Here is a 10,834-nt window from a genome sequence, read left to right as displayed (position 1 = left end):
GGTTTCTCCCGCTCGACGCGGACGGGGCGAGGCTGCTCTTCCAGGTCTTCGCCGACGCATACGAGAGGCAGTCGGTGGTAATCACCACGAACCTGGAGTTCAGCAGGTGGGGGTCGGTGTTCGGGGACGACCAGATGGCCGCCGCCGTGATCGACCGCATCGTCCACCACGGGAGGCTCATCCAGTTCCGCGGCGAGTCCTACCGCGTCCGCCATGCCCTCATGCAGGAGAGCTAGCCGCTCAAAAAGCGTGCGCGCCTCCGATGCTCAGGCTGCTCAATATCCGATGCTCTTTTTGCTCAAATTCTCTTGACGAAACACACCGTTCGCATAGAATACGCTGCTGGTACGAATTCGCCCGGAAGACGGATCTGCGTAGAACCGGTTGTCACCATCGGAAAACATGCCGTCTGCACGCGCCCCGACAAGACCACCCGCGCAGTATCCGCCAATGCGGTAGAGCGAAACGCCAGGGTCCCCCGCTGCCTGAATCCAGGAGAATCCGGGAGACTCGAAGAGCTGTCCGCTGCCATTCGTGAGAAGGTAGCCATTGCCGCTCCTCAGCCGGCCGACGAGAATGTGCCCCTCGCCTGGAATGCCATAGTAGGCGGAGCCACCGTCCTCGAACCTCCCTGTCTTTGCGTAGGGGACTCCGTCGGACCCTTTGGCCATCATGTACCACTGGTCGCAACCCGTGGGAGCGGAGGACTTCCACCAACCCTCTACGCTGGGCAGTGCGCCAGTCTTGGCATCAGCCACTATGGTACGGTTGCCGACTGCTTCAACACCACGAACGACGTGTCCATTGGAGGAAGTAGCGTAGGCGCGGATGCCGGGATTACCGTCCTCGTTTGGCTCGACAACGCGACCAGAGGCAAAGGAGCCGTTGCGCTGAACCCACCAGCGCCCAGACGGTCCCGTTGCCCAGAAGGGCGTGACTTCGAGAGACGCTCGATTGAGGGATGACCACGTGGAGCCCTCGCGCCGCCACCCGATGGTCCCAAGCCATTCGTCCTCAGCGGAGCTGAGCGTGTAGTTGTGAGTTCCAACCGTCGCATACGGGTTGAACTCCCGCAGTACCCCAAGCGAACCACCCGAAAGCCATGCGGTTCCCTCTCGGCGCCAACCCAAGGAAGCGAGGCCAGAGGCCTCGTCCTCCGAGAGCGTATACAGGTGCTCGCCGTTGTAGGGATTGTAGAGCCTGAGGACGGGGTTGCCCGTGGAAGTTGGAGAGACCCAGCCCACGCCCTCCCAAGCCCAGCCATAACCCACCAGCCCCTTGGCCTCGTCAAGCCCAGCGGTGTAGAGGTGCTCGCCAGAATAGGGGTTATAGAGACGGTAGACGTTCTGAGCGGGGACGTCGGCTTCCGAAACGGTCTCATCGACGGGGTCAGTCTCATCGGATGGGGTTTCAGAGGCATCCTCGGCAGCGGAATCCAATGACCCTGCGGAGGCGTCTGCCGTCGTCTTCGAATCGACATCTGTTACCGCAGTCTCGTTCTTGTCGTTTCCCGTCTCGGTTCCAGGAGCCGATTCCCCATTCACGAGACCAGTCGAGCTATCGGCTTCCTTTGCTGGCTTAACCTCGTCGGAGACCGAACTCTGTTGCGCGACGTTTGCCTCTGACTGGTTATCCTCACCGGTCTTCACAACGGGTGTAGTCGCATCTGCTGCGACAGTTAGCTGCGAAGCGTCAGAAGAACCGTCTTGAGGGGCCAAGACGGCCGTCTCCGATGCCCGCGCTCCCGCTGCCTCGATCTCCTCTGCAACGGCAGACAGAGGTACAACCGCGAGAGCCGCGGATAGAACGCCACAGAAAAGCACTCCCCTAACCTTTGGGCTCATCCAACCACTTCCTCTCAAACCCACTGACAACTGAGCATGATGGTAGAGCACACTAAGGCGTTTTTCAGCAAAAACCCGAAAGACGCTTCTGTCATAGCGACCATAGCGGCCTACTTCGCGCCAGGCTCCTTCGAGTTCACCAAGCTCTGCCGAGAAGGAAATGGACGGAATGAGTTACCTGGACACCGTTATGTGTCGAATTTCTTCTCAACGGCTCTACTCACCGACTCCGCCCCCATGTTTCCAGGGCACGCCAAACACGCAAGGACACAGCACGCCAGTCGTTCGGCGTATGCAGCGAGAAGAAAGAACGGGCGACACCCGGTGTGGATGCCGCCCGCAAAAACTCGATGTAGCAGCTCTTGGCTACGCCTCGTGGTGACGGCGCGGCTGGCGCTTCTCGCCGCCCTCGCCACCATTGCCGCGGCCGGTTCCCTCGCCGCGGTCACCGGGGTGACGACGAGCACGGGTACGGCGCTCGCCAGAACGCTCGGGACGCTCGCCGCCGTTGGACTCGCCGTGGCCATTGTGGCCGGAGCCTGCAGGTGCCTCGGGCTTGTCGAGGCGGTCGAGGGAGATCTTGCCCTTCTCGTCGACCTCGAGGACCTTCACGCGGACCTCGTCGCCGATGTTGAGCACGTCCTCGACCTTGTCGACGCGACCCTTGGCGACGCGGGAGATGTGGAGCAGGCCGTCCTTGCCGGGCAGGAGCTCGACGAAGGCGCCGAATGGCTGGATGCCCACGACGCGGCCGGTGTACTCCTCCCCTACCTCGGGAACCTTCACGATGGCCTTGATGCGCTCGGCAGCGGCCTCGCCAGCGCCGTTGGTGCCGGCGATGAAGACGGTGCCGTCCTCCTGGATGTCGACCGTGGCGCCGGTGTCCTCCTGGATGCCACGGATGACCTTGCCGCCGGAGCCGATGACGTCGCGGATCTTGTCCGTGGGGATCTGGAGGCTGATGATCTGGGGGGCGGTGTCCTTGGCGTGCTCGCGCGGCGCGGGGATCTGCTGGAGCATCTTGTCGAGGATGAACATGCGACCCTCGTGGGCCTGCATGAGGGCCTTGCGCAGGATCTCGGGCGTGAGGCCGGTGGCCTTGTTGTCCATCTGCATGGCGGTGATGCCCTTGGTGGTGCCCGTCACCTTGAAGTCCATGTCACCGAGGAAGTCCTCGAGGCCCTGGATGTCGGTGAGGACGACGGTCTTGCCCTCCTCCTGGATGAGGCCCATGGCAACGCCGGAGACGGGGCGCTTGATGGGCACGCCGGCGTCCATGAGCGCGAGCGTGGAGCCGCAGGTGGAGGCCATCGAGCTGGAGCCGTTGGACTCCATGACCTCGGAGACCACGCGGATGGTGTAGGGGAACTCCTCCTCGGAGGGAATCACCGGGAGAAGCGCACGCTCGGCAAGGGCACCGTGGCCGATCTCGCGGCGCTTGGGGCTGCCCATGCGGCCAGTCTCGCCGGTGCAGAAGGGCGGGAAGTTGTAGTGGTGGATGTAGCGCTTGCCATCGACGGGCTCGATGGTGTCGAGGCGCTGCCACTCGTTGAGCATGCCCAGGGTGCAGATGGAGAGCACCTGGGTCTGGCCACGCTGGAAGAGGCCAGAGCCGTGGACCAGGGGCAGGTAGTCGGGCTTGACCATGATCGGGCGAATCTCGGTGGGGGTACGGCCGTCGACGCGCTCGCCGGTCTCAACGACCATCTTGCGCATGGCGTGCTTCTCGAGGCCCTTGAGCTCGACGGCAATGGCGCGGCTCCACTGAGCCTGCTCGTCCTCGGTGAACTCGGCCTTGATGGACTCCTTGAGGGCCTCGACCTTGCCCATGCGGGAGAGCTTGTCGGCGTCCTTGAGGGCGGCGCTCATCTCGTCAAAGTGCGCGAAGATGCGGTCGTGAACCTCGGGGGTGGGCTCGTCGAGGACGTACTCCTTCTTGACGATGGGGCCGTTGGCCTCCTCCCACTTGGCGAAGAACTTCTTCTCCTCCTCGCAGAAGGCGGCAATGGCCTCCTGGCCAAACGCCATGGCGGCCAGCATGTCCTCCTCGCTGATCTCCTTGGCACCGGCCTCAAGCATGGAGATGAACGTGGACGAGCCAGCCAGCTCGAGGTCGAGGTCGGAGGTGTCGCGCTCCTCGTAGGTGGGGTTGACGAGGAACTCGCCGGTCTCGGGGTTGCGGCCGATGCGCACGCAGGCAAGCGGCCCCTCGAAGGGCACGCCGCCAACGGTGAGGGCGGCGCTTGCGCCCATCACGCAGATGGTGTCAACGGAGTGGATCTGATCCGCCACAAGCGGGGTGGCGACGACCTGCACCTCGTTGCGGAAGCCGTCGGGGAAGGACGGACGCAGCGGGCGGTCGATCATACGGGAGGTGAGGGTGGCCTTCTCGGAGGGCCTTGCCTCGCGCTTGAGGTATCCGCCGGGGATGCGGCCCACGGCGTACATCTTCTCGATGAAGTCGACCGTCAGGGGGAAGAAGTCGTAGTCCTTGCGCTCCTTCGAGACCACGGCGGTCACGAGGACGGTGGAGTCCCCGCACTTCACCAGGCAGGCGCCCGTGGCCTGCTTTGCGAGCTCGCCCGCCTCGAGAGCGTAGTGCTTTCCGTAGAGGTCGAACTCGTGTGTAACCTTTGTCATACGTTTCCTCTTATCTCCGCCTGCCCCATTGCAGGCGGGCCGTCTTGCGGGCCCCCGCACCGTGCGCAGGGACGAGAAAAGCGTGTGCGACGCATCGCACGCCCGCGGCGCGCCCTCGCTTCTCTTGGGCGCACAAGCAAGGGGCGCCCGCAGGCGCCCCCTTAGAACACTTACTGGATGTTGTCGCGGATGCCGAGGCTCTTGATGAGGGAACGATACTCCTCGATGTCCTGGGCCTTGATGTAGGAGAGCAGGCGACGACGCTTGCCGACGAGCATGAGCAGGCCGCGCCGGGTGTGGAAGTCCTTCTTGTGGGACTTCATGTGCTCGGTGAGGCCCTTGATGCGCTCGGTGAGCAGGGCAACCTGGACGGCGGCGGAGCCGGAGTCCTTCTCGTCCTTGCCGTACTGCTTGATGAGCTCGGCCTTGCGCTCCTTGGTGACTGCCATGTGGAACCCCTTTCGTTCTTTGGATGCGCCCCGGACCGGGACGGTCGCCAGGCAGTTGGCGGGCCGCTAGGTGCGGGGTAATGACCTAGGTATGATAGCACGCCGCCTGCCACGTCGCGCACGTACATAGAAACGCAACATGGGAGGCGGCCGCAGTGCTCGCGCGGCTCGCGCGGGTTCGCGCGGGGCCGCCTCTGGCGCCCGCCTACTTCGTGAACGGACGGGCCGCCCCGAGGATGCGGTAGCTGTACATACTCGACACGCGAACGTTGTAGTAGGGCGTCGACTCGATTATCAGGCCACCGCCAAGGTAGATGGCCACGTGTCCGTTGTAGTAGATGATGTCTCCGCGCTCGACGTCGTTGACGCCAATGGGCTGGAACACCTGACGCTGCCGCCACGTGTTGGCAAAGTGATGGTTCCAGTAGTACTTGCTGTAGGGGTTGAAGTCCCGGCCGCCTATGCCGTCGAGACTCATGCCGCACGAATAGAGGGCCTCCATCACAAGTCCCGAGCAGTCGATCTCGTCACCGGGATACGAGGCGTGGTTGTCAACCCACCTCGAACCCCAGTAGTCGTAGGCGGAGGCGATGAAGGCCTCGATGATCTGCGACCTCGTTGCGGATGCCGAGATGCGGTTGGGCTTGACGTAGCTCCACCAGCTCCCCCTCGTGTAGGAGGGCAGCACGACCGTGCGGTTGCTCACGCGGAGGCTGCCCCATCTCACCTGGTAGCCGACCTTGTCGCAGGCGCCACTGCCGTCGAACCAGCGCCAGACGCCGTCGACCTTGCGCCAGCCGGTGACCATGGCGCCGGAATCGGTGTCGAGATAGTAGGTGGAGCCGGCATAGTCCAGCCAGCCGTCCTTCCTCAGCGCGCCCGTCGAGGAGTCGAAGAAGTACCAATGCCTGGAGAGGTTCTGCCATCCCGTCTGGGGGACGCCGTTGGAGTCGAAGTCGTACAGCGTTCCATCGACGTCATCGACGCCATGGGAGACGCGTCCCCTCTCGTCGAAGTGGCGCCGGGCGCCGTCGACCGTCTGCCAGCCAGTGGCCCACGCGCCATCCTCCTTGCCGTAGAATCTCTCGTTCCCAGAGCTCACCCAACCGGACTGCAGGGCTTCGGGCGCAAGCGGACCCAGATCCAGGCCATACCAGGCGATGCCCTCGTAGCGCCAGCCGTCACCCGTCGTGCCGAGTCTCTCCCCCGCGCTCGTCGTATAGAGGTGGGTGCCGGTCACGGCAAAGGGGTTGAAGAGGCGGTACACGCGCGTGCCGTCGGAGGCCGACCCGTACCAGCAGACCCCCTCCTGCTTCCACCCTGTGGCACCCAGGCCGTCGTACTCGCCCCTGTCCGTGGTGTAGAGGTGGTCGCCGCTGTAGGGGTTGTAGAGGCGGTACGTGACTGACTCCGACGTGGCGGGAGACATCCACGCGCTCTCCTCCTGAACCCAACCGTACGCGGGCAGGGAGTTGTACTCCCTCTCGTCCGTGGTGTAGAGATGCTCGCCCGTCCAGCGGTTATAGAGACGCCAGACGCGTACCCGGGCGAGCTCCTCCTTGGCCCCGGACCCAACCGCCGGCGCATCGGGGCCCCGCCGCTCGTCCGCCGGGACAGCCGGCGCGGCTGGGACGGCTGTGGCGGTCGGAACGCCTGGGGCAGCCGACGCGGCTGCGCCGGACGATGCCTCCGCCTGCGTGTCTGGGGCGCCGCTTGCCGCATCGCCCATGGCGTCCGGGGTGCCATGGGCCGATGGCTCCTTCTCGCCCCCGCCCCGCGTCGCGCCCGCGGACGGGGCCGCCGATCCGCTGTCATCCCTCCGCTCTTGGGCGGCCTCCGGGGTCGCGCCTTCATCGGATGGGGAATCCGGGTTGCCGGCGGCGCTCGGTTGGGGAGGCGTTGCCATGGCGGGTGCCTGCGATTCGACGTTCGCTGAGGGGTGGTCGTGGGCACCGTAGCCCCCGGATGGGGCGACGCCCTGGCTCGACGATTCGGGCGACGTGCCCTCGGCGCCGTCCTGCCCCAGGCCAGACGCGGACGGCACGGCCTCCGAGGCCGCCACGGCCACGGAGGGGGTGTCCCCGCCGCCAGCCCCGCCAACGCCCTCGGCCAGCGCGGAGACCGGCGAGGCGACAAGGGCGAGGCCGAGCATGCAGGCTAAGGCAGCGGCGTTTTTTCTCTTGTTTCGGTCGAGCGGCATGCGCGGTCACCTTCCTGTAGATGTGTGCTGACGCCCAGTGTAGCGCACGAGCGCATGGTCACAGCGCAAGCATGAACTCAAACGCACGAAGTCGCGCGTCGAGGTGGGTGGCCGCCCAGCTGTGTGCGCACCCCAAGAGCCACAGGGCGCACTCGGGCGTGACGTCTGCGGCAAGGAGCTGGTCAAACGTTGACCTAATAAGCGCCCGTATCCAGGAAATCTGAGACGGCGAGACGGGCTCTGCCCCCGGAACCTCGCGCGCGCAGCTCTCGCAGAGGGCGCCGCCTGCAGCCGCCGAGAACCACAGGGGCAACGGGTCTCCGCACGCGATGCAGTGGTCGAGCTCTGGCCGCCACCCCTCGTGGGCAAGCGCCTTGAAGACGTAGGCGGCAACTGATAGGTCGAGCCGGGGTTGGTCAGGAGCCTCCTCGAAGCCCCTCAGCGTGCGCGAGAGCAGCGGGTACACGAAGGGGTCCTCGGCGTCCTCAAAGGACGTGAGGCGGGCAACCTCACAGGCTGCGGAGGCGGCGCTCACGCGCTCGAGGTCTCCACGCAGCCCCTCGTGAGGGTCGACGAGGGTCGCCTCGGAGACAATGTCGAGGCTCCTCCCAGAAGCCAGGAGGAAGTCCGTCTCGGAGAAGAGCTCCACACGCGCCGCAAGGCGGCCCCCCGGCTTGCGGGCGCCCTTCGCGACGGCTCGCGCCTGGGCGCCGTCCGCCGTGAGCAGCGTCACGATAAGGTCCTGCTCGCCAAGTTTGACATGGTCGAGCACGATGCCACGCGTGCGGCGGGTGCGCCGACCTGCCATGGGCTTCTCGCTCTCCTAGTCCTCGGCGCTGTAGCCAAGGCGGCGGATCTCGTTGGCATCGCGACGCCACTGGGGCTGCACGCGCACGGAGAGGTCCAGGTAGACCTTACAGCCAAGCAGGCGCTCGATGTCCCGGCGGGCCTCGGTGCCCACGAGCTTGATCATCGAACCGCCCTTGCCAACGACGATGCCCTTCTGGCCCTCGCGCTCCACGAGCACCGTTGCCGTGACGGACGCGTGGCCATCCTTGGCGTACTCGATGTCGTCGCAGATCACACCGATGGAGTGCGGCACCTCCTGACGGAGGTTGAGGAAGAGCTTCTCGCGCACGAACTCGGCGACGAGGTCCTCGGGCGTGGCGTCGGTGTCCATGTCGTCAGGGAACCACTTGGGTCCCTCGGGCAGATGGGCGGAGACGAGCCTCACGAACGAGTCGACGTTGAACCCCTCGCGCGCGGAGATGACCAGCTCGTCGTCGAAGTGCGCGAGCTCGCGTGCGGCTGCGAGCTGGGAGGAGACCTGCTCGGGTGTGGCCTTGTCGGCCTTGGTTATCACCAGAAGCTTGAAGTCCGCCTCGGAGCCGTCGACATGACGCGCAACCCAGGCGTCACCGGTGCCAACGGGCTTTGTCGCGTCGACGAGGAAGGCGACCACGTCAGCGTCGGCAAGCTCGGCGAGGGCAGCCTGGTTGAGCTCCTTGCCAAGGCTGTCCTTGGGCTTGTGGAGGCCGGGCGTGTCGATGATCACGAGCTGGGAACTGGGGGTGTTCACCACGGCGCGGAGGCGCTTGCGGGTGGTCTGCGCCACGGGGCTCGTGATGGCGACCTTCTCGCCCATGCAGGCGTTGACCAGGGTGGACTTGCCCACGTTTGGCCTTCCCACGAGGGCCACGAAGCCACTTCTGAAAGTTGCGTTGTCGTTGTTGTTTTCCACGTGCCACTCCTCGGTGAGACATGGGGACTGTCCCTTTGTCTCATTCTAGAAAAAGATCGCGTTGGCGAAGACAATGATGCCCACCACGGCCACGAGCACCGAAAGCACCCACACGGCTGCCGCGGCAATGTCCTTGGCCCGACCAGCAAGCGGGTGGAACTCCGGCGAGACAAGGTCGACCACAGTCTCGACGGCTGTGTTGAGGAGCTCCGCCGAGATCACGACGCCGCAGCATACGAGTACGATGGCCCAACTCAGAGGGTCGAGACCCACAATGAATCCAGCCATGATGGCGCCAATGCCGCCACCGATCATCACCTTGATGTTTCGCTCGGTGCGCACCGCCGTCCTGAAGCCCTGGATGGCGAAGAGGAAGCTCTTGCGAAACGACGGGTGGTCGTTCTTCGACCCGGGAATCACTCGTCTACCCCCTTGCGGTGCCTGGTGAGCGTGACGGGCTGCGACGCGCCGTCATGCGGGAGAAGGGCGAGCAGGGCGTCCTCGCGGGCCTCCATGACCTCGGCCTCATCGTCCTCGAGGTGGTCGTAGCCAAGCAGGTGCAGGGTGCCGTGGACGAGGAGCAGGCGGAACTCGTCGGCGGGCGTGGTGCCAAAACGCTCCGCCTGGCGGGCAATGTAGTTGGGCGCAAGGACGATGTCGCCCAGCTCGCAGGGCTCCCCCGGCGCGAGGTCGGGATCGTCCGGCCGCTCGCATTCGAGCGAGATGACGTCCGTCGCCGTGTCGCGCCCGCGCCACTCGGCATTGAGCTCGCGGATGCGCTCGTCCCCCACAATCGAGACGGACACCAGGCAGTCGCGGGTCACGCCCTCCTCGGCAAGCACGCGGTCGAGGTCGGCACGAATCTCGTCCTCGGCTATGGGAGCGCTCATGCCCTCGTCGGCCGTGATGTCATACTCGTTTGCCATGGCCGTCTTCCTTTCCGGGGGCTTTGGCACCGCCCTTCCCAGCCGCACGATCGTATGCGTCAACGATCCGTGCGACCAGGGCGTTTCTCACGACGTCATTGCGATCGAGGTCCACGAACTCAATGCCGTCGATGTCGGAGAGGACCTCGCGCGCCTGGTCCAGGCCACCGGGACCCACAAGGTCGCGCTGCGTGGCGTCGCCCGTGACGACAAACTTGGACGAGAAGCCCATGCGAGTGAGGAACATCTTCATCTGCTGGGGCGTCGTGTTCTGGGCCTCGTCCAGGATGACAAAGGCGTCGCTGAAGGTGCGCCCGCGCATGAAGGCGAGCGGGGCAATCTCGATGGTCCCCTGCTCCATGTAGGTGGCGACCTTCTCGGCGTCAGCCATGTCGAGCAGGGCGTCATACAGCGGCCGCACGTAGGGGTCGAGCTTCTCCTCGAGCGTGCCGGGAAGGAAGCCCAGCGACTCCCCAGCCTCGACGACCGGCCGCGTGAGCACGATGCGGCTCACCTCGTGTCGCTTGAGGGCGGCCACCGCCATCGCCATGGCAAGGTAGGTCTTTCCCGTGCCCGCCGGCCCCACGCCAAAGGTGATGGCGTTCGAGCGAATGGCCTCCACGTAGCGGCGCTGGCCGACCGTCTTTGGCCGCACCTGCCGCCCGTGATGGCTGAGAATCACGCTGCCCGCGCCCTCGCGGCCGCGCCGCGCCCCATGCGTCACCTGGCCGACGAGGATGTCGACCTCGTCGGAGGTGGGAATCTCTCCCCCCTCGACAGTCTTGATGAGCTGCGAGAAGACCGAGGTCGCCTGCTCGACCTGCTCCGCCGGGCCAACGATGAGGACCTGGTTGCCGCGGACGACGACCATCGCGTCCTCGAAGGCGCCCTCGATGCGGCGCAGGTGACTGTCAGCCGGACCCATGAGGGCCGTGGGGTCAACGGTGTCGGGAATCGTAAGGCGAACTCGAGTGGGTTCCATGCTCCTCCGGGCTTGACGCAGGCGTACGTAACTTACAGTTGGGAGCCTCGCG

At 65.4% G+C, this 10,834-nt stretch carries 10 protein-coding genes; 1 reads left to right on the top strand and 9 read right to left on the bottom strand.

Annotated features, from left to right (window positions below; all coding sequences use genetic code 11):
• The coding region (locus BMX94_RS09370) for an ATP-binding protein (RefSeq protein ID WP_177171326.1) at positions 1–236 on the top strand (236 nt) is incomplete at its 5' end.
• 39 nt (positions 237–275) lie between these two features.
• Here the strand turns inward: BMX94_RS09370 and BMX94_RS09365 are convergent.
• From BMX94_RS09365 to BMX94_RS09325, 9 genes are all read right to left on the bottom strand, one after another.
• Positions 276–1,844 carry a hypothetical protein gene (locus BMX94_RS09365; protein ID WP_218138481.1) on the bottom strand — a complete coding sequence of 523 codons (1,569 nt, stop codon included), beginning with the start codon at positions 1,842–1,844 and terminating at the stop codon, positions 276–278.
• Positions 1,845–2,210: 366 nt separating this feature from the next.
• Positions 2,211–4,484 carry a polyribonucleotide nucleotidyltransferase gene (locus BMX94_RS09360; protein ID WP_286160079.1) on the bottom strand — a complete coding sequence of 758 codons (2,274 nt, stop codon included), beginning with the start codon at positions 4,482–4,484 and terminating at the stop codon, positions 2,211–2,213.
• Between the two features lie 170 nt (positions 4,485–4,654).
• Positions 4,655–4,933, bottom strand: a complete 279-nt coding sequence (gene rpsO, locus BMX94_RS09355) for a 30S ribosomal protein S15 (RefSeq protein ID WP_032111731.1) — start codon at positions 4,931–4,933, stop codon at positions 4,655–4,657.
• Between the two features lie 205 nt (positions 4,934–5,138).
• The gene (locus tag BMX94_RS09350) at positions 5,139–7,133 is read right to left on the bottom strand and encodes an NlpC/P60 family protein (RefSeq protein ID WP_091005855.1); all 1,995 of its coding nucleotides are present in this window, start codon (positions 7,131–7,133) and stop codon (positions 5,139–5,141) included.
• Positions 7,134–7,191: 58 nt separating this feature from the next.
• Positions 7,192–7,941, bottom strand: a complete 750-nt coding sequence (gene recO / locus BMX94_RS09345; protein ID WP_091005853.1) for a DNA repair protein RecO — start codon at positions 7,939–7,941, stop codon at positions 7,192–7,194.
• Positions 7,942–7,956: 15 nt separating this feature from the next.
• Entirely contained in the window at positions 7,957–8,874 is a 918-nt protein-coding gene (gene era / locus BMX94_RS09340; protein WP_091005851.1) for a GTPase Era, read from the bottom strand.
• 45 nt (positions 8,875–8,919) lie between these two features.
• Positions 8,920–9,294, bottom strand: coding sequence for a diacylglycerol kinase family protein (locus BMX94_RS09335; RefSeq protein ID WP_091005849.1), 375 nt, complete (start codon positions 9,292–9,294; stop codon positions 8,920–8,922).
• Complete coding sequence (ybeY, locus tag BMX94_RS09330) at positions 9,291–9,800, bottom strand: rRNA maturation RNase YbeY (protein WP_091005847.1); 510 nt, start codon at positions 9,798–9,800, stop codon at positions 9,291–9,293. The genes BMX94_RS09335 and ybeY overlap by 4 nt, the downstream gene beginning before the upstream one ends.
• Entirely contained in the window at positions 9,784–10,782 is a 999-nt protein-coding gene (locus BMX94_RS09325; protein ID WP_091005845.1) for a PhoH family protein, read from the bottom strand. Before BMX94_RS09325 ends, ybeY begins: the two co-directional genes overlap by 17 nt.
• Between the last annotated feature and the right edge of the window lie 52 nt (positions 10,783–10,834).

It is taken from the genome of Olsenella sp. KH3B4, from assembly GCA_900111695.1.
Lineage (GTDB): Bacteria > Actinomycetota > Coriobacteriia > Coriobacteriales > Atopobiaceae > Tractidigestivibacter.
This window is presented reverse-complemented; position numbering and strand designations above follow the sequence as displayed.

Excerpts from the sequence above, each read along its gene's own strand:
- BMX94_RS09325 (WP_091005845.1), bottom strand. The coding sequence starts at position 10,782 with ATGGAACCCACTCGAGTTCGCCTTACGATTCCCGACACCGTTGACCCC.
- ybeY (WP_091005847.1), bottom strand. The coding sequence starts at position 9,800 with ATGGCAAACGAGTATGACATCACGGCCGACGAGGGCATGAGCGCTCCC.
- BMX94_RS09360 (WP_286160079.1), bottom strand. The coding sequence starts at position 4,484 with ATGACAAAGGTTACACACGAGTTCGACCTCTACGGAAAGCACTACGCT.
- rpsO (WP_032111731.1), bottom strand. The coding sequence starts at position 4,933 with ATGGCAGTCACCAAGGAGCGCAAGGCCGAGCTCATCAAGCAGTACGGC.
- BMX94_RS09350 (WP_091005855.1), bottom strand. The coding sequence starts at position 7,133 with ATGCCGCTCGACCGAAACAAGAGAAAAAACGCCGCTGCCTTAGCCTGC.
- recO (WP_091005853.1), bottom strand. The coding sequence starts at position 7,941 with ATGGCAGGTCGGCGCACCCGCCGCACGCGTGGCATCGTGCTCGACCAT.
- BMX94_RS09365 (WP_218138481.1), bottom strand. The coding sequence starts at position 1,844 with ATGAGCCCAAAGGTTAGGGGAGTGCTTTTCTGTGGCGTTCTATCCGCG.